Source organism: Pseudomonas sp. UF-293, assembly GCF_058245595.1.
Window position 1 is genome coordinate 90677 of record NZ_JBSICA010000011.1, and the last position, 16622, is coordinate 107298.

The following is a 16622-nucleotide window of genomic DNA, read 5'->3' on the forward strand; positions in this document are numbered from 1 at the left end:
CGTCTAGACTGAAATTTCCTCGAAGGAGATTTCAGTCATGTGCGGAAGACTCACGCAGTACCGTGGGATTCACGACTTTGTTGCGGTGTTGAGCATCCCCGATGCGTTGATCAATCACGTTGGCGACTCGCCGCTGAATCGCTACAACGCAGCGCCCACCAGCGCTCTGGCGGTTCTGCATCAGCACGAACAAGCCATGTATGCCGACGATCTGCGTTGGGGCTGGCGGCCGCACTGGGCGAAGGATCGTCCCCCTCCTATCAACGCTCGCGCGGAGAAGGTCGCCCACGGCGCGTTCTTCCGGGCGATCTGGCGCCAGCGGGTGATCGTGCCGGTCGACAATTGGTTTGAGTGGGTTGATACCGGGGAAAAATCCCGACAGCCCTGGTTGATCCGTCGGGGGGATCACGCCCCGGTTTTCTGCGCTGGCATCGGCCAGTTTCCGGCACCGGGAGTTTCGGCAAGGGAAGACGACGGTTTCGTGATCATCACCGCTGACAGCCTGGGCGGTCTGCTCGATATTCATGATCGCCGCCCGGTGGTCTTCGATTCGGCACGAGCTCTGGAATGGCTTGATCCTGCTACGCCAGTGGAACGCGCCGAGCAAATGCTGCTGTTTGAAGGCGAGCCCAGTGACGCGTTCGAATGGTACAAAGTCGGCAAAGCGGTGGGTAATACGCGTAATCAGGGTGTGCAATTGATAGAACGAGTCGACTAAATAGTTACTTCATGGCTGCGTTAATCACGCGAGCCCTCCACTGAATCCCGCGCGTTACAAAAAGTGTTTCAAACACGATACACCCCCCGTAAAACAGCCGTTTGAGCGAATCAACCGCCTGTCAGACATTTCGACAGTCATACATACATTTTCCCGCGCTGCGGATAGCATGCGCGCCGCCTTTCCGATTGGTATACCAGTTGACCAAAGAGTCAAAGAAATCAGGAATCCATCAACAACTTTCAAGCCTTGCAGAGAAATAAGTGAGCGACGATTTTGCAATCAAACAGGTCAGCGGCCTGAAGTGTGTCCATCTGTCCAAGACAGAACGCCTGGAACTCGACTGTTTTATCGGCCATTACATCAAGACCCGAAACCTGCACAGCGTGCCCGACATCGAACGCACCCTGCGCAGCACCCTCGAAGGTTATCCCGGCCATCCGCCGGTGATGGTCAATGAGCTCAATGCGTGGATCGATCGAACGTTGGGGTATCGGGCGACCTACCCGGATTTCACGCAGCTGGCAGACCTCTGAAACGCGAAGAGCCCCGCTGATGCGGGGCTCTTCGTATGCATTGTTCAGGGCTTCAGAGGACGCTCCTGATCGCGGTCCGACAGCTCGCGGCTGTCATCGTGCTTCCAGGTTTTTTCCTGCCGCTTTTGCCGCTCGATTTCTTCTTCAGTTGGTTCATCATCTTCCGCACGCGTTTGTTCGGTTGCCATGTGCACCTCACCTCAGAACAGTTGATGTCGTTAAAGGGTAGAACACTTTCGCGCGCCCGAATTCACCAAGGAATTTTGTCCCGCGCGGCGTACCATAGCGCCATCCACACTTACGTCAGGAAGACACCATGCTGTACCGAATCGCCGCCGACGGGCTGGTGCTGTTTCACTTGTGTTTCATCTTGTTCGTGCTGTTCGGCGGGCTGCTGGTGCTGCGCTGGCCACGGTTGATGTGGCTGCACCTGCCGGCGGCTGCCTGGGGCGTGGCGGTCGAGGTGCTGCACCTGACCTGTCCGCTGACCTACTGGGAAAACCTCATGCGCCACGCGGCCGGGCAGACCGAATACGCCGGCGGCTTCATTGAGCATTACATCTGGCCGATCATCTACCCGGCGGGTCTGACCCCGCAGATTCAGCTGGCGCTCGGCAGCGTGGTACTGGCGATCAACCTGATTGTGTACGCGCGATTGCTGCGCTCGTGGAAACTGCGCCGTGCCCGGCGCATTCCGTTTTAGCGCGAGGCCGGTTTCAACGTCTCCAGCCACTGTGGGTCGAAGCGTGGCTGGTCAGGGTCAAGGCCCAGCGCCTGCATCCGCGCCTTGTGCTGTTCGACTTCGTCACGCAGTTGTCCATGATCGCTGGAGTTGCCGTCCAGCTCATGCATCTGCAGCAATCCTAGGTGATAGAAGCGCAATACCTTCATCGCCGTCGGATCGTTGCTCTGCACCGCCGCTGTCACCTGATGCATCACATTGGTGATGCTCATCAGGTTGCGCTTGAGACGCCAGCTGTACACCGCCGGGGCCATCCAGGTCTGATGCCAGAAACGCCCGCGCAACAGCGCTGCGGTCAGCAGAAAGGCCACAAATACGCCGCCAACATTGAAGCGCAGATTATCCCCGTCGGGCTCACCGAACACGGCCACCGCGACAGACGAAAACAGCATCGCCAGCAGCAGAAACAGCACGGCGATGATGACCGTGCTGCGGCGAGTCTGCTGACGAAAGGTAGCGGGGTCCATCGGCTGAATCTCGAACATCGAAAATGACTTCCCTGAGTGACAAAAGGCGCAACGGAAAAAACTCGCCGGCGCATTATCGCATCGCACCGGGTTTTAGCTATGCTGGGGCTCCTTTTCATCTTTTCAGCGTCCAACGGGGACATGGCGGTACAGCGCAGATCGTGCCATCTTCATTCATGGATACACATTATTCGGATGCCTTCCGCTGCGTTGCGGATGGCATCGTTTTAAGGATCACTGCATGACCCAACGACACGTAATCAATGCCTCGGTCAGCCCGAAAGGCAGTCTGGAAACCCTTTCTCAACGTGAAGTCCAACAACTGAGCGAAGCCGGATCCGGCAGCACCTACACCCTCTTCCGCCAGTGCGCCCTGGCCATCCTCAATACCGGCGCGCATGTCGACAATGCCAAGACCATCCTCGAAGCCTACAAGGACTTCGAAATCCGTATTCACCAACAGGATCGCGGTGTACGCCTGGAGCTGTTGAACGCTCCGGCCGATGCGTTCGTCGACGGCGAGATGATCGCCAGCACCCGCGAAATGCTCTTCAGCGCCCTGCGTGACATCGTCTACACCGAGAATGAACTCGACAGCCAGCGCATCGACCTGAGCAATTCCCAAGGCATCAGCGACTACGTGTTCCACCTGCTACGCAACGCGCGCACCCTGCGCCCGGGTGTCGAGCCGAAAATCGTGGTGTGCTGGGGTGGTCACTCGATCAACACCGAAGAATACAAATACACCAAGAAAGTCGGCCACGAACTGGGCCTGCGCAGCCTCGACATCTGCACCGGTTGCGGCCCGGGTGTGATGAAAGGCCCGATGAAGGGCGCAACCATCGCCCATGCCAAACAACGCATTCACGGCGGTCGCTACCTCGGCCTGACCGAGCCAGGCATCATCGCTGCCGAAGCGCCGAACCCGATCGTCAATGAACTGGTGATCCTGCCGGACATCGAAAAGCGCCTGGAAGCCTTCGTCCGTGTTGGCCACGGCATCATCATCTTCCCGGGCGGCGCCGGTACTGCCGAAGAGTTCCTCTACCTGCTCGGTATCCTGATGCACCCGGACAACGCAGGCCTGCCCTTCCCGGTCATCCTCACCGGACCGAAGCATGCCGCGCCGTATCTGGAACAGCTAGATGCGTTCGTCATCGCGACCCTCGGCGAAGCGGCGAAGCAGCATTACGAGATCATCATCGACGACCCGGCCGAAGTGGCACGGCAGATGACTCAAGGCCTGAAAGCGGTGAAGCAGTTCCGTCGTGAGCGTAACGACGCGTTTCACTTCAACTGGCTGTTGAAAATCGATGAAGGCTTCCAGCGCCCGTTCGACCCGACCCACGAAAACATGGCCAACCTGAAACTGCACCGCGACCAGCCACCGCATGAGTTGGCGGCCAATCTGCGTCGGGCGTTTTCCGGAATCGTCGCCGGCAACGTCAAGGACAAGGGCATTCGTCTGATCGAAGAACACGGGCCGTATCAGATCCGTGGCGATGCGGCGATCATGCAGCCGCTTGATGCGCTGCTCAAAGCCTTCGTCGCCCAGCATCGGATGAAATTGCCGGGTGGCGCGGCATATGTGCCGTGCTACCAGGTCGTCGCATAATCTCAAGCCGTCACACAAACCCGGTGTGGGAGCTGACTTGCCAGCAATAGCGGTCTTTTCATTCAACAGAGACGTTGAATCAGATGACGCTTTCGCGAGCAAGCTCGCTCTCACAGCTTTTATGGTGTGGCGCAAATTGTACTTACAACCTCACTCCCCCTATGTGGAAGCGAGCATGCTCGCGAAGAGGCCCGAAGAACCCATCAATCTCTCAGGCTATTCACCAAGCGCCCAGCCAATGCCTTGGCCTGCAACGCCACATCCGTCACTGCCGTACTCTCCCACCACATCCCACGCAACGGCGGGCCCATCGCAAACAGCTGAGTGCTCACCCGCCCTTCGGCATCCACCACTGCACCGTCCACTGCTGCGATGCCTAACGCCAGAGGCCCCGGTTGCACAAAACCCCGCGCCAGCAATTGCTGCGGCAACGGCCGAGCGACGCGCCGCCAGTCATATTCGATACCGCTGGAGTTGATCAGCGCCGCACCGCTCACCATGCGAGTTTCAGTCTCGCCGCGAGGACGGATGCGTATGGCCACGGCATCGTCAGCGCCCGGCTCAAGCCCCTTGAACGAAGCAGCCCGAATGCGCAAGCGCCCTTCCTTATGCAGCCGCTCGATCAACTCGGCGCTCAGGGGTGGCGAACGATGGTGATGACTTTCCCACCATGGCCGCACATGCCGTACGAATTGTCGACGCTGCACGTCAGTCGCCTGACTCCACAACCGCGCGATATGCGCGCGAACGGTATCGAGTGGCGCCTGCCAATCCACCCCTTGAGCTATGGCGTCGCGGCAGTGCCGACGCAGTTCGCGCAATAACTGGCGTGGCGTGCGAATGCTGTGATCTGCTGCCAGAAAATCCACCCAGGCCGGCGGCTGACGGCGCACATGCGGCAGCAGCCCGTGCCGGGAAAACACCTCGATCGGCCCGCGATGGCCGGCCTGCTCCAGCGATACCACAGCATCGACCATCGTCAGCCCAGACCCGATGATCAGCACGGTGGACTGCGGGTCGAGTTCGCGCATGGCCGCCACATCCCAGGGATCGAGCGCGGCGGCGTTAAGGCCACTGGATTGCGTCTGCGGCGTGCGGGCCGCGGGAAACATGCCGGTGGCGAGCACCGCCTGGGATCCACGCAATATCCGGCCATCACTCAAGGTGAGCTGCACTGAACCGGAATCGATTTGCAGGTCGACGACCTCGGCACAGACATGGTCAGCGGTCGAGCCATGCAGCACGCCCAACGCCCTCGCTTCGGCGAGACGCTGTTGCACATAGACGCCGAACAAACCGCGAGGCGGGAACAACTCACTGACAGGCACAGCCTGCTCAGCCGACTCCTGCCAGCCGCCAGCAGCTATATGCGCGGTCAACCACTGCGTCAGATCGTCAGGATTATCCGGGTCGACGCTCATTCGTGCCGCGTTGCCATTGAGCGTATGGCCCAGCTCTACGGCGCTGTAAGCCTCACCACGTCCCAGTTCAGCACGCGGCTCGATGATCAAAATCCTCCGTTGCCCGGGCAGGCGTAACAATTGCACCGCCAGCATCGCGCCGCTAAGGCCGCCGCCGATAATCAGGATGTCCGCAGACTGCTCCATTCAGATCACCACATTACGCACGAACCGCGCAGGCACATCGCCGTCGTTGCGGTAGGAATGCGGTTGATTGCTGGCGAACATGAAAAACTCTCCTTTATGGATGTGCTGCGGCTGATCGCCGAGCATCAGCGTCAGGCAACCCTCAAAGACGTAAATCTGCTCGCTCCAGCCGTCGGCGTCCGGTTGCGACGGGTAGACCTCCCCCGGTTGCAGGCACCATTCCCATTGCTCGACTGCACGGGTAGCGGACGCTTTGGAGAGAAGCACGGCTCTGCTGCCGGGAATGGTGCCCGCCCAGGCAACCTCGTTAATCCGGCTCGGGTCGCGTGCATCGTGGGCTTGAATCAGATCGCTGAAGGCGACATCGAGGGCCTCGGCGACGCGATCAAGCGTAGTCAGGCTGACGTTCTTCTCGCCGGCTTCGATCGCCACCAGCATCCGCCGGCTGACCCCGGACTTTTCCGCCAGGGCAGTCTGGCTCATTTGCGCAGCATGGCGCAGACGTCGGACGTTCTGGCTGACGTGTTGCAGGACGGAGGCTCGCTGAGTTGAATCTTTGTGCACTATATTGCTCACTCGGTGGTGCTGGGCAGTATACTGCGCAACGTTGGCGGCATTGTGCGGCCTCTCTTTTACAGTGCGCAAGGACATGATGTCGCCGAACAATTCCCCCTCCCGAATCCGCTTCTCCCGCTTCAGCAAAGCCGAGTGCGTGCTGGTGCTGATCACCATGATCTGGGGCGGCACGTTTCTGCTCGTGCAACACGCCATGACGGTCAGCGGCCCTATGTTTTTCGTCGGGCTGCGCTTCGCCGCAGCGGCTGCGATTGTTGCGATGTTCTCTTGGCGCCACCTGCGAGAGTTGACCCTGTTCGAAGTGAAGGCCGGATCATTCATCGGCGTGGCGATCATGCTGGGTTACGGTTTACAGACGGTCGGGCTGCAAAGTATTCCAAGCAGTCAGTCAGCTTTCATTACCGCGCTGTACGTGCCATTTGTGCCTTTGCTGCAATGGCTGGCGCTGGGACGGCGTCCGGGGTTGATGCCGAGCATCGGGATCATGCTGGCGTTTACCGGGTTGATGCTGTTGTCGGGTCCCTCGGGGGCGGCAATGAATTTCAGCCCCGGAGAAATTGCGACGTTGATCAGCGCCGTTGCGATTGCGGCCGAGATCATTTTGATCAGCACATTTGCCGGGCAGGTGGATGTGCGGCGGGTGACAGTGGTGCAATTGGCGGTGACGGCAGTGTTGTCGTTCTTGCTGGTGGTCCCGACCGGTGAAGTGATTCCGGATTTTTCCTGGTTATTGATGGCGACAGCTTTGGGACTGGGCGCAGCAAGTGCGGCGATTCAGGTGGCGATGAACTGGGCGCAGAAGAGCGTTTCGCCGACGCGGGCGACGCTGATCTATGCCGGTGAGCCGGTATGGGCCGGAATCGTCGGACGGATTGCCGGGGAGCGCTTGCCGGCAGTTGCACTGGTTGGGGCTGGGTTGATTGTTGCGGCGGTGATTGTCAGTGAGTTGAAGACCAAGGGGAAAGTTGTGCCAGCCGATGCGGATCAGGGCCAGGAAGCCAAGGTCAGCAGGGACTGAAAGTGCGCACCCGGCACAAGATCAGCCGCCGTACCAACTGCCAGGCCGGCGCACTCACCATTTACAGTGAGGTACCGACCTGACCACATCACAATCAATCAATCAGTCACTTTATACAGGCTAGTTACAGAGACAAACTCTGCGTCTCCTTGTGTCAACACGTATGACGCATCTGCCCAATCGGTCTCATCAAAGTGAGACGCCGGTATTCTGAATTCCAAAGGCTTGCCCAGATGAAACTCACTGAGTTTCAGACGAGACGACCAGAGCATTGTTCGCGTATCGGAATAAATGTCCAGTGTGTCCCCGACGCTTGCTTGAGGAATGGGGGGAACCACGAACGTAGCGCCATTCTTGATTTTTGCCCTGGAAATAACAGTCCCTACTGCTTCAGAAAAGAGCGGCGGCTCCAACTGGTCTTTTTTTGGTGTACGTTTCCCTTCCGTTTGAATAAGCATCTTTCAACTCTCCTTGTAACTGGTGTGGCGACGCCGGTCCGGATGGCCGTTCAATGCACCTTGGTGCAAATCAAGTAGAGCGCGGCTGCAAAAGGTCGTCTACTGTCAGAAATTACAGGTCCAGGCCTCTTCCCGATAAACGGTCACCTAACGGATGGCATTCGGCGGCTGCCGGGCCTAGCGGAAACAACGCCAAACACAAAATCCCAGACTACTTTGTAGGATTCTGAGACATCCTCGGGTTTGGTGATCGGGGAGCTGGCACGTATGATGCTTCACAAACTTCCGCAGATTAGAAACCTATGTCCCTGATAGTTCTACTGCTTCTGCCATTCATTGGCAGCTGTCTGGCAGCAGTGCTGCCGCACAATGCGCGTAATGCCGAATCGTTGCTGGCGGGCCTGGTCGCTTTGATCGGCACCGTTCAGGTCGCGATGCTGTACCCGCAAATCGCCCACGGTGGCGTGATCCGCGAAGAATTCATGTGGTTGCCCAGTCTCGGGCTGAACTTCATTCTGCGCATGGACGGCTTCGCCTGGCTGTTCTCGATGCTGGTGCTGGGCATCGGCACACTTGTCTCTTTATATGCCCGTTATTACATGTCGCCGGACGATCCGGTGCCGCGCTTCTTCGCGTTTTTTCTGGCGTTCATGGGCGCGATGCTTGGCCTGGTGATCTCCGGCAATCTCATTCAGATCGTGTTTTTCTGGGAGCTGACCAGCCTCTTCTCGTTCCTGCTGATCGGCTACTGGCATCACCGCGCCGATGCGCGGCGCGGTGCTTATATGGCGCTGATGGTCACCGGTGCCGGCGGGTTATGTCTGCTGGCGGGGGTCATGATTCTCGGCCATGTCGTCGGCAGCTACGACCTCGACAAGGTCCTGGCCGCCGGCGATCTGATTCGCGCACATGCCCTCTACCCTGTTCTTCTGCCACTCATCCTGATCGGCGCGCTGAGCAAAAGCGCGCAATTCCCGTTTCACTTCTGGCTGCCCCACGCGATGGCGGCACCGACGCCAGTCTCGGCATATCTGCACTCGGCAACCATGGTCAAGGCCGGGGTTTTTCTCCTTGCACGTCTTTGGCCATCGCTGTCCGGCAGCGAGGAGTGGTTCTACATCGTCAGCGGTGCCGGCGCCTGTACGTTGTTGCTCGGCGCGTATTGCGCGATGTTCCAGAACGATCTCAAAGGTTTGCTGGCCTACTCAACCATCAGCCATCTGGGCCTGATCACTTTGCTCCTGGGCCTGAACAGTTCACTGGCGGCGGTGGCGGCGGTTTTTCACATCCTCAATCACGCGACATTCAAAGCCTCGCTGTTCATGGCCGCCGGCATCATTGACCACGAAAGCGGCACCCGTGACATTCGCAAGCTCAGCGGCCTGATCAAACTGATTCCTTACACCGCGACGCTGGCCATGGTCGCCAGTGCCTCGATGGCCGGCGTGCCGCTGCTCAATGGTTTCCTGTCGAAAGAAATGTTCTTCGCCGAAACCGTGTTCATCAACGCCACCGCGTGGGTCGAAACCAGTCTGCCGATCGTCGCGACCATCGCCGGCATGTTCAGCGTCGCCTATTCCCTGCGTTTCACCGTCGACGTGTTCTTCGGCCCCACCGCTACTGACCTGCCGCACACGCCGCACGAGCCGCCACGCTGGATGCGCGCTCCGGTGGAGTTACTGGTGTTTACCTGCCTTCTGGTGGGGATTTTCCCGGCGCAGATCGTCGGGCCATTGCTCGCCGCTGCGGCGCTACCGGTTGTCGGTGGCGAATTGCCGGAATACAGCCTGGCTATCTGGCACGGTCTGAACGCGCCGATGATCATGAGCCTGATCGCCATGTCCGGTGGCATCGTCCTGTATCTGCTACTGCGCAAGCAGTTCAAGCTCGGCCGCTTCAAGTACCCGCCGCTGGTGGGCCGCTTCAACGGCAAGCGGCTGTTCGAGCGCAGTCTGGTCGTGATGATGCGCATCGCCCGGCGCGTCGAGCGGCGCCTGGGTACCAAGCGTTTGCAGATGCAGCTGTTCCTGATGGTATCGGCCGCCGTGCTCGCCGGTCTGATCCCGATGCTGCACAGCACGCTGACCTGGGGTGACCGCCCGAAAATCCCCGGTTCGATTGTCTTCGTGACCCTGTGGTTGCTGGCGATTGCCTGTGCGCTCGGCGCCGCGTGGCAGGCCAAATATCACCGTCTCGCTGCTCTGACCATGGTCAGCGTCTGTGGCCTGATGACCTGCGTGACCTTCGTCTGGTTCTCCGCGCCGGATCTGGCACTGACGCAATTGGCGGTAGAAGTGGTGACCACGGTGTTGATCCTGCTCGGCCTGCGCTGGTTGCCGCGCCGCATCGAGGAAGTCTCGCCGCTGCCGAGCAGCCTGCGCAAGGCGCGTATTCGTCGTTTGCGCGACTTGCTGCTGTCTATCGCTGTCGGTGCGGGTATGGCGCTGCTGTCCTACGCCATGCTCACCCGGCAGACGCCTAACCACATTTCGTCGTTCTACCTCAGCCGCGCCCTGCCCGAGGGCGGTGGCAGCAACGTGGTCAACGTGATGCTAGTGGATTTCCGTGGCTTCGACACCCTTGGCGAAATCACCGTACTGGTCGCCGTCGCCCTCACCGTGTTCGCGTTGCTACGCCGCTTCCGCCCGCCCAAGGAAAGCCTGCAGTTGCCGGCCCAGCAGCGCCTGCTGGCACCGGACGTGGTTACCGATCTGGTCAACCCGCGTTCGGCCAGCGACACGGCACTCGGCTTCATGATGGTGCCGGCGGTGCTGGTCCGTCTGCTGCTGCCTGTCGCGCTGGTGGTGTCGTTTTACCTGTTCATGCGCGGGCACAATCAGCCGGGCGGCGGTTTTGTCGCCGGGCTGGTGATGTCGGTCGCGTTCATTCTGCAATACATGGTTGCCGGTACACAGTGGGTCGAGGCGCAAATGAGCCTGCGGCCACTGCGCTGGATGGGCACCGGCCTGCTGTTCGCGACCGCCACCGGTCTCGGTGCGATGCTGGTCGGCTACCCGTTCCTTACTACCCATACCTGGCACATCAGCGTGCCGTTGCTCGGTGATATCCATATCGCCAGTGCGCTGTTCTTCGACATCGGCGTGTACGCCGTGGTGGTCGGGTCGACGCTGCTGATCCTCACCGCCCTCGCCCACCAATCGGTCCGTGGGCACAAGACTGCATCGCTGCCCAAATCCGTCGCCAGCAAAGGAGCCGTCTGATGGAAGAAGTCATCGCAATCGCCATCGGCATTCTCGCCGCGTCCGGGGTCTGGCTGATCCTGCGCCCGCGTACCTTTCAGGTGGTCATGGGCCTGTGCCTGTTGTCCTATGCGGTCAATTTGTTCATTTTCAGCATGGGCAGCCTGTTCATCGGCAAGGAGCCGGTGATCAAGGACGGCGTGACCCAGGATCTGCTGCACTACACCGACCCGCTGCCTCAGGCGCTGGTGCTGACGGCAATCGTCATCAGCTTCGCCATGACCGCGCTGTTTCTCGTCGTATTGCTCGCCTCCCGCGGCTTGACCGGCACCGACCACGTCGACGGCCGGGAGCCTAAAGAATGATGGCGATGACTCACCTGATCGCCGCACCTATTCTGCTGCCGCTGCTGACCGCCGCGATCATGTTGATGCTGGGCGAGAAGCACCGGCCGCTGAAGGCGAAGATCAACCTGTTCTCCAGCGTGCTCGGCCTGTTCATTTCGGTGATGCTGCTGCAATGGACCCAGACCACTGGCGTGCCCGGCTCGATTGGCGTTTATCTGCCGGGCAACTGGCAGGCACCGTTTGGCATTGTCCTGGTAGTCGATCGCCTGTCGGCGCTGATGCTGGTCCTGACTGGCGTCATTGGCGTCAGCGCCTTGCTGTTTGCCATGGCCCGCTGGGACGGCGCCGGGTCGAGTTTCCACGCACTGTTCCAGATTCAACTGATGGGCCTGTATGGCGCCTTCCTGACCGCCGATCTGTTCAACCTGTTCGTGTTCTTCGAAGTGTTGCTCGCCGCCTCATACGGCCTCCTGCTGCATGGATCCGGCCGCGCGCGGGTGTCGTCGGGCTTGCATTACATCTCGATCAACCTGCTGGCCTCGTCGTTGTTTCTCATTGGCGCTGCGTTGATCTACGGGGTAACCGGTACGCTGAACATGGCCGATCTGGCGATGAAGATTCCACTGGTGCCGGAAGCCGATCGTGGCTTGCTGCACGCTGGCGCGGGGATTCTTGCGGTAGCGTTTCTGGCCAAGGCTGGCATGTGGCCGCTGAACTTCTGGCTGGTGCCGGCTTATTCCTCGGCCAGCGCGCCAGTGGCAGCGATGTTCGCGATCATGACCAAGGTCGGCGTCTACACCTTGCTGCGCCTGTGGACCCTGCTCTTTTCCGGCCAAGCCGGAGCTTCGGCATTTTTCGGCGGCGACTGGCTGATCTACGGCGGCATGGCAACCATGGCCTGCGCAGGGCTGGCGATTCTCGCCGCGCAACGCCTGGAGCGCATGGCCAGTCTGAGCATTCTGGTATCGGCGGGCATCCTGCTCTCGGCGATCGGCTTCGCCCAGCCAAACCTGATCGGTGCTGCACTGTTCTATCTGGTCAGCTCGACCCTGGCGCTCAGTGCATTGTTCATGCTGGCCGAACTGATCGAGCGCTCGCGCTCGGCCAACGAAATCCCGCTGGAGGACGAAAGCGAACTGCTGCCGCGTCCGCAGGAATCGCTGCAGCCACCCAAGGGCATCAACCTCGACGACGAACAGAAAGCCGTTGTCGGCCAGGTCATCCCCTGGACCATGGCGTTTCTCGGTTTGAGCTTTATTGCCTGCGCGCTGTTGATCATCGGCATGCCACCGCTGTCCGGGTTCATCGGCAAGCTCAGCCTGATCGGCGCGTTGCTCAACCCGTTGGGACTTGGCACTGCGGCGCCGCTGCCTCCCGGCACATGGGGATTGCTGGCGCTGTTGATCCTGACCGGTCTGGCCTCCCTCATGGCTTTCTCGCGCCTCGGTATCCAGCGCTTCTGGACGCCAGAAGAGCGCCCCTCGCCGTTGCTGCGCAAGCTTGAGTGCGCGCCGATTTTCCTCCTGCTGGGACTGAGCATTGTCTTGACGTTCAAGGCTGAACCGCTGCTGCGCTACACCCAGGCCACGGCCGATGCGCTGAACAATCCGCAGCAATATGTGCTGGCGGTGCTTGGCACTCGCGCGGTGCCGAGCCCTCAGGCCAGAGCCGACATGCTCGAGGTGCAGCCATGAACCGACTGTTTCCGGCTCCATGGTTGTCGCTGGCCCTGTGGGTTCTGTGGCTGACCCTGAACCTGTCGGTCAGCCCGGGCAATCTGCTGCTCGGCGCCGCACTGGGTTTCGCCGCGCCGCTGATGATGCGCAAATTGCGGCCAAAACGTGCGCGCATTCGCAATCCGATGGCCGCCCTGCGCCTGTTTCTCCTGGTCGGCCGTGACGTGATCATGTCCAACCTGATCGTCGCCTGGGGCGTACTCAACGCCGGGCGTCGTCCACCCAACTCATGCTTTATCAAGGTGCCGCTCGATTTGCGCGATGCTCATGGCTTGGCGGCATTGGCGATGATCTGCACCGTAGTACCCGGCACCGTATGGTCGGAGCTGTCGCTGGACCGCAGCGTTCTGCTACTGCATGTCTGGGATCTGGATGACGAAGCGCAGTTCATCGAGCACTTCAAAAGCACTTACGAGCGACCGTTGATGGAGATTTTCGAATGAGCCCATTGCTGTCGAATGCAATTCTGTTGACGCTGTTTCTGTACTGCATGGCAATGGCGCTGACGCTGGTGCGCCTGTTCAAAGGCCCTTCTGCTCAGGATCGGGTACTCGCGCTGGATTACCTGTACATCGTCGCCATGTTGATGATGCTGACTCTGGGTATTCGTTACGCCAGTGATACCTACTTCGAAGCGGCGCTGCTGATCGCGCTGTTCGGTTTCGTCGGCTCGTTTGCGCTGGCGAAATTCCTGCTGCGTGGCGAGGTGATCGAATGAATGCCGAATTGTCTTTATGGGTCGAAATTCCGGTGGCGGTCCTGCTGGTGCTCAGTGGCATTTTCACGTTGCTGGGCGCAACCGGATTGCTGCGCATGAAGGATTACTTCCAGCGCATGCATCCACCAGCCCTCGCCTCGACAATCGGTGCCTGGTGCGTGGCGCTGGCATCGATAATCTGCTTTTCAGCGCTGAAATCCGCGCCAGTGGTGCATGCCTGGCTGATTCCGGTACTGTTGGCGATCACGGTCCCTGTGACGACCCTGTTGCTTGCGCGGGCGGCGCTGTTCCGCAAGCGGATGGCTGGGGATGATGTGCCGGCTGAGGTGAGCAGTCGTCAGACTGAAAGTGGTAACTGATGATTTTGTGGCGCCTGTGATGGCGCCATCGCTACAGTAGGAATGCGCTCTCCCTTGTGGGAGCGAGCCTGCTCGCGAAGAGGCCGGTCGGGTCGTCGCAGATTCCGGATCAGCTCAAACCCAAGCTACCGCCAGCAACCCCGCCCCCAGCAGCGCACACAACGGCGAATACACCCAGGTATCGAGCCGCGCGAATCGCGAATCCTTCACTTCCTTGAAAAATCCGACCAGATTCGAATCGCCGATTGCTCGGGCGAACATCAGCAACGCGATCGCGCTGATCACCCATTGCAGTGCCTTGTGCTGCACCGCCGGCACGCCCCAACCGACCCGCATGCAAACCAGCGCTGCAATCACCAGCAGCGCAGCCGCCACTGCCAGCGTCAGCCAGCCTGAGGGGTTGAAGGCCGGGCGGACCGTGGCGACGAAGCCCGACACCGGCACCTGCGGCACCACCACCGCAGCCGCCCATTGCCCGCCCAACGCCCAATACACGTGCATCAGGCCGATTGCTGCGAAAACCGTCACCAGCCATTGAGCCAACACAAAGGTCATGGTTGAAATCCTTCAAAGGGATTTGAACAAACCATCGTAGTCGGATTTTTTGCCCATGCACGACCGGTCGGCGGTACGGTGCCTTGAGCGCGCTATTTCAGATCAGCCGTCACTTTGTCAGCCACATCTTTGGGCAGCCACGCCTGCCAGACATCCGGATGCGCTTTCATGAACGCTACTGCCGCTTCACGAGGCGCGGTGTGCTTGTCACTCATATCCGCCAGTGCCTTGTTCAGGGGCTCGATCGGAAAATCGACCTTGCTGAAAAACTCGGCAATTTGCGGGTTCTGCTTTTGAAACGGCGTAGACACACCGATCGACAGCTTCGATGCCAGCGAGCGGGTCGGTTTCGGATCAGGATTATCGGCGTCGGTCAGCGTCTTCCATGCCTCGGCATCGAAGGGCGGCTCCTCCAACTGAACCAGTTTGAATTTGCCAAGCAGTGGCGTCGGCGACCAGTAATAGAACAACACCGGTTTACCGCGACGAATCGAAGAGCTGATTTCGGCATCCAGCGCGGCACCCGAACCGCTACGGAAGTTGGTGTAGTCGTCCTTCAAGCCATACGCCGTGAGCTTTTGCTTGTTGACCACTTCCGACGTCCAGCCGATCGGGCTGTTGAGGAAACGCCCTTTGCCCGGGCTTTCCGGGTCCTTGAACACGTCCTTGTATTTCTTCAGGTCAGTGACACTGCGCAGATCCGGCGCCAGCGGCTTGATACCTTTGGCCGGGTCGCCCTTGATCACGTATTCCGGCACCCACCAGCCTTCAGTGGCGCCTTTGACGGTATCCCCAAGACCAACGACCTTGCCTTCTGCCTCGGCCTTGACCCAGACCGGACTGCGACCGGCCCACTCCTCGCCGATCACCTGGATGTCGTTGTTGGCCAGTGCGGTTTCCAGGGTGATGGTAGTGCCCGGCAGCGTGTCGGTCGGCAGGCCATAGCCTTTCTCGACGATCACCCGCAGCACCTCGGTGATCAGGCTGCCGCTTTCCCAGTTAAGGTCGGCAAAGTGGATCGGCGCCTGTGCCGCCTGCAGCGATTGCGCTGACGTCAGCAAACCAAAGGTGGCCACGCTGGCGGCCAGTAACCGTCGAAATCCGTTCATGCATTGCACCTCGTGCTGTTCACAGCTATGGCAAGTCTGGCCTGACGGGAGCGCAAGCCTCTGAATAACTCAGTCAACTGACTTTAGCCGAGGTTCCTGCTTTTTCCGGGGTCTGCTGCGCACGAGGTAACGATTCAGACTTTTCCTGCAGGCTTTGCAGCTCACGTCTGACCATGCTGGCGTAAGTCGCCGGTTGCAATGCGTAGATCTGCGACGCTACCCAACTCAGCCAGGCACCTTGCAGTTCGTGCTTTCTGGCGAACAATCGCTGCGCTTCTTCGCGTGCGCTATCGAGGTTTTGCGCATGGAAATCTGCGCGATTCACTCGCTGGCCTTGAAGGTCACCAATTCACCCTTGCGCCATTTCGCGGCTTTCGCGGTAACGGCTTTCAAAGTTTTGGTCAGGCCTTCCTGCAACTGCTCATGAGCGGCAAATACAGTGACGACGCTATGACCTTCCTTGAACAGGATCGCGTGACCGTCGGCCGTACTGACGAAGGCGTAGTCGCCCAAGCCGTAGACCGCCAGCTTGATATCGCGAAAACGGATGTCCATCTTGCCGCCTTCACGGCTGGGCAGAACCGATGCAATGAAGTGGTCGCCAACCTTGAGTTTGAGTCCAGGTTTGTCATCGACTACCAGCGCACTTTCGGTATCGATTTCGGCAATGTAAATGCCTTCGGCGTTTTGCTCGGTGATGTAAACAAAACGTGATTGGAATTGCTTGACCAGCTTTGCACGCAAATCACCCAGCACGAACAAAGCATGCATATCGAGGTTACTGACTGCCAAAGAAACATCCCCACATTTGAAAACCGCGCAGCGCAAAACGCCCACGGCAAAGAAACGGCCAGGCCGATG

19 protein-coding genes and 1 pseudogene are annotated in these 16622 nt (G+C 59.6%); 11 read left to right on the forward strand and 9 right to left on the reverse strand.

Annotated features, from left to right (window positions below; all coding sequences use genetic code 11):
- Nucleotides 1–37 precede the first annotated feature (37 nt).
- Both AC4IHP_RS14500 and AC4IHP_RS14505 read left to right on the forward strand, forming a co-directional pair.
- Complete coding sequence (locus AC4IHP_RS14500; RefSeq protein WP_490831996.1) at nucleotides 38–718, forward strand: SOS response-associated peptidase; 681 nt, start codon at nucleotides 38–40, stop codon at nucleotides 716–718.
- A 263-nt stretch (nucleotides 719–981) separates the two neighbouring features.
- Entirely contained in the window at nucleotides 982–1254 is a 273-nt protein-coding gene (locus AC4IHP_RS14505; protein ID WP_016775076.1) for a hypothetical protein, read from the forward strand.
- Between the two features lie 44 nt (nucleotides 1255–1298).
- Here the strand turns inward: AC4IHP_RS14505 and AC4IHP_RS14510 are convergent, their stop codons facing one another.
- Nucleotides 1299–1442 (reverse strand): hypothetical protein, encoded by a 144-nt coding sequence (locus tag AC4IHP_RS14510; RefSeq protein WP_024013238.1) that lies wholly within the window; start codon nucleotides 1440–1442, stop codon nucleotides 1299–1301.
- Nucleotides 1443–1570: 128 nt separating this feature from the next.
- On the opposite strand from AC4IHP_RS14510, the gene AC4IHP_RS14515 reads away from it, so the two are divergent.
- Nucleotides 1571–1957: a DUF2784 domain-containing protein gene (locus tag AC4IHP_RS14515; RefSeq protein ID WP_039763115.1), complete on the forward strand. Its 387-nt coding sequence runs from the start codon at nucleotides 1571–1573 to the stop codon at nucleotides 1955–1957.
- On the opposite strand, the gene AC4IHP_RS14520 is transcribed toward AC4IHP_RS14515, so the two are convergent.
- Entirely contained in the window at nucleotides 1954–2481 is a 528-nt protein-coding gene (locus tag AC4IHP_RS14520) for a DUF3087 domain-containing protein (RefSeq protein WP_490831997.1), read from the reverse strand. The genes AC4IHP_RS14515 and AC4IHP_RS14520 overlap by 4 nt on opposite strands.
- A 223-nt stretch (nucleotides 2482–2704) precedes the next feature.
- Here AC4IHP_RS14520 and ppnN point away from each other — a divergent pair, with 223 nt between their 5' ends.
- Nucleotides 2705–4078 carry a nucleotide 5'-monophosphate nucleosidase PpnN gene (ppnN, locus tag AC4IHP_RS14525; RefSeq protein WP_039763117.1) on the forward strand — a complete coding sequence of 458 codons (1374 nt, stop codon included), beginning with the start codon at nucleotides 2705–2707 and terminating at the stop codon, nucleotides 4076–4078.
- 203 nt (nucleotides 4079–4281) lie between these two features.
- Here ppnN and AC4IHP_RS14530 read toward each other — a convergent pair whose 3' ends face one another.
- Together AC4IHP_RS14530 and AC4IHP_RS14535 are read right to left on the reverse strand one after the other, a co-directional pair.
- A complete protein-coding gene (locus AC4IHP_RS14530) occupies nucleotides 4282–5685 on the reverse strand; it encodes an FAD/NAD(P)-binding protein (RefSeq protein WP_490831998.1) in 1404 nt (467 codons plus the stop codon).
- The gene (locus AC4IHP_RS14535) at nucleotides 5686–6249 is read right to left on the reverse strand and encodes a helix-turn-helix domain-containing protein (RefSeq protein ID WP_460119792.1); all 564 of its coding nucleotides are present in this window, start codon (nucleotides 6247–6249) and stop codon (nucleotides 5686–5688) included.
- 85 nt (nucleotides 6250–6334) lie between these two features.
- Here AC4IHP_RS14535 and AC4IHP_RS14540 point away from each other — a divergent pair, with 85 nt between their 5' ends.
- On the forward strand, nucleotides 6335–7279 hold the full coding sequence (locus AC4IHP_RS14540) for a DMT family transporter (RefSeq protein WP_490831999.1): 945 nt from the start codon (nucleotides 6335–6337) through the stop codon (nucleotides 7277–7279).
- A 98-nt stretch (nucleotides 7280–7377) separates the two neighbouring features.
- On the opposite strand, the gene AC4IHP_RS14545 is transcribed toward AC4IHP_RS14540, so the two are convergent.
- Nucleotides 7378–7737: a hypothetical protein gene (locus AC4IHP_RS14545; RefSeq protein WP_490832000.1), complete on the reverse strand. Its 360-nt coding sequence runs from the start codon at nucleotides 7735–7737 to the stop codon at nucleotides 7378–7380.
- A 302-nt stretch (nucleotides 7738–8039) separates the two neighbouring features.
- Between AC4IHP_RS14545 and AC4IHP_RS14550 the strand changes: the two genes are divergently transcribed.
- From AC4IHP_RS14550 to AC4IHP_RS14575, 6 genes are read left to right on the forward strand one after another with little or no spacing between them, the layout of a single operon-like run.
- Nucleotides 8040–10958 carry a monovalent cation/H+ antiporter subunit A gene (locus AC4IHP_RS14550; protein WP_460119798.1) on the forward strand — a complete coding sequence of 973 codons (2919 nt, stop codon included), beginning with the start codon at nucleotides 8040–8042 and terminating at the stop codon, nucleotides 10956–10958.
- On the forward strand, nucleotides 10958–11302 hold the full coding sequence (locus tag AC4IHP_RS14555) for a Na+/H+ antiporter subunit C (protein ID WP_016775082.1): 345 nt from the start codon (nucleotides 10958–10960) through the stop codon (nucleotides 11300–11302). The genes AC4IHP_RS14550 and AC4IHP_RS14555 overlap by 1 nt, the downstream gene beginning before the upstream one ends.
- Nucleotides 11299–12978 carry a monovalent cation/H+ antiporter subunit D gene (locus tag AC4IHP_RS14560; protein ID WP_490832001.1) on the forward strand — a complete coding sequence of 560 codons (1680 nt, stop codon included), beginning with the start codon at nucleotides 11299–11301 and terminating at the stop codon, nucleotides 12976–12978. Before AC4IHP_RS14555 ends, AC4IHP_RS14560 begins: the two co-directional genes overlap by 4 nt.
- Nucleotides 12975–13463, forward strand: coding sequence for a Na+/H+ antiporter subunit E (locus AC4IHP_RS14565; RefSeq protein ID WP_490832002.1), 489 nt, complete (start codon nucleotides 12975–12977; stop codon nucleotides 13461–13463). The genes AC4IHP_RS14560 and AC4IHP_RS14565 overlap by 4 nt, the downstream gene beginning before the upstream one ends.
- A complete protein-coding gene (locus AC4IHP_RS14570) occupies nucleotides 13460–13738 on the forward strand; it encodes a K+/H+ antiporter subunit F (protein ID WP_042606712.1) in 279 nt (92 codons plus the stop codon). The genes AC4IHP_RS14565 and AC4IHP_RS14570 overlap by 4 nt, the downstream gene beginning before the upstream one ends.
- Nucleotides 13735–14097, forward strand: coding sequence for a Na+/H+ antiporter subunit G (locus tag AC4IHP_RS14575; RefSeq protein ID WP_490832003.1), 363 nt, complete (start codon nucleotides 13735–13737; stop codon nucleotides 14095–14097). The genes AC4IHP_RS14570 and AC4IHP_RS14575 overlap by 4 nt, the downstream gene beginning before the upstream one ends.
- Before the next feature lie 114 nt (nucleotides 14098–14211).
- On the opposite strand, the gene AC4IHP_RS14580 is transcribed toward AC4IHP_RS14575, so the two are convergent.
- From AC4IHP_RS14580 to AC4IHP_RS14595, 4 genes and pseudogenes are all read right to left on the reverse strand, one after another.
- Entirely contained in the window at nucleotides 14212–14652 is a 441-nt protein-coding gene (locus tag AC4IHP_RS14580; protein ID WP_460119806.1) for a DUF3995 domain-containing protein, read from the reverse strand.
- Nucleotides 14653–14744: 92 nt separating this feature from the next.
- Nucleotides 14745–15761, reverse strand: a complete 1017-nt coding sequence (locus AC4IHP_RS14585; RefSeq protein WP_490832004.1) for an ABC transporter substrate-binding protein — start codon at nucleotides 15759–15761, stop codon at nucleotides 14745–14747.
- A gap of 130 nt (nucleotides 15762–15891) precedes the next feature.
- Nucleotides 15892–16086, reverse strand: a pseudogene (locus tag AC4IHP_RS14590) (hypothetical protein); the annotation flags it as partial.
- Nucleotides 16083–16532, reverse strand: a complete 450-nt coding sequence (locus AC4IHP_RS14595; RefSeq protein WP_460125394.1) for a hypothetical protein — start codon at nucleotides 16530–16532, stop codon at nucleotides 16083–16085. The gene AC4IHP_RS14595 and the pseudogene AC4IHP_RS14590, both read right to left, overlap by 4 nt.
- Between the last annotated feature and the right edge of the window lie 90 nt (nucleotides 16533–16622).

Coding starts and splice junctions, on each gene's coding strand:
- AC4IHP_RS14500 (WP_490831996.1), top strand. CDS start 38: ATGTGCGGAAGACTCACGCAGTACCGTGGGATTCACGACTTTGTTGCG.
- AC4IHP_RS14510 (WP_024013238.1), bottom strand. CDS start 1,442: ATGGCAACCGAACAAACGCGTGCGGAAGATGATGAACCAACTGAAGAA.
- AC4IHP_RS14515 (WP_039763115.1), top strand. CDS start 1,571: ATGCTGTACCGAATCGCCGCCGACGGGCTGGTGCTGTTTCACTTGTGT.
- AC4IHP_RS14520 (WP_490831997.1), bottom strand. CDS start 2,481: ATGTTCGAGATTCAGCCGATGGACCCCGCTACCTTTCGTCAGCAGACT.
- ppnN (WP_039763117.1), top strand. CDS start 2,705: ATGACCCAACGACACGTAATCAATGCCTCGGTCAGCCCGAAAGGCAGT.
- AC4IHP_RS14530 (WP_490831998.1), bottom strand. CDS start 5,685: ATGGAGCAGTCTGCGGACATCCTGATTATCGGCGGCGGCCTTAGCGGC.
- AC4IHP_RS14540 (WP_490831999.1), top strand. CDS start 6,335: ATGATGTCGCCGAACAATTCCCCCTCCCGAATCCGCTTCTCCCGCTTC.
- AC4IHP_RS14545 (WP_490832000.1), bottom strand. CDS start 7,737: ATGCTTATTCAAACGGAAGGGAAACGTACACCAAAAAAAGACCAGTTG.
- AC4IHP_RS14550 (WP_460119798.1), top strand. CDS start 8,040: ATGTCCCTGATAGTTCTACTGCTTCTGCCATTCATTGGCAGCTGTCTG.
- AC4IHP_RS14555 (WP_016775082.1), top strand. CDS start 10,958: ATGGAAGAAGTCATCGCAATCGCCATCGGCATTCTCGCCGCGTCCGGG.
- AC4IHP_RS14560 (WP_490832001.1), top strand. CDS start 11,299: ATGATGGCGATGACTCACCTGATCGCCGCACCTATTCTGCTGCCGCTG.
- AC4IHP_RS14565 (WP_490832002.1), top strand. CDS start 12,975: ATGAACCGACTGTTTCCGGCTCCATGGTTGTCGCTGGCCCTGTGGGTT.
- AC4IHP_RS14570 (WP_042606712.1), top strand. CDS start 13,460: ATGAGCCCATTGCTGTCGAATGCAATTCTGTTGACGCTGTTTCTGTAC.
- AC4IHP_RS14575 (WP_490832003.1), top strand. CDS start 13,735: ATGAATGCCGAATTGTCTTTATGGGTCGAAATTCCGGTGGCGGTCCTG.
- AC4IHP_RS14580 (WP_460119806.1), bottom strand. CDS start 14,652: ATGACCTTTGTGTTGGCTCAATGGCTGGTGACGGTTTTCGCAGCAATC.
- AC4IHP_RS14585 (WP_490832004.1), bottom strand. CDS start 15,761: ATGAACGGATTTCGACGGTTACTGGCCGCCAGCGTGGCCACCTTTGGT.
- AC4IHP_RS14595 (WP_460125394.1), bottom strand. CDS start 16,532: ATGCATGCTTTGTTCGTGCTGGGTGATTTGCGTGCAAAGCTGGTCAAG.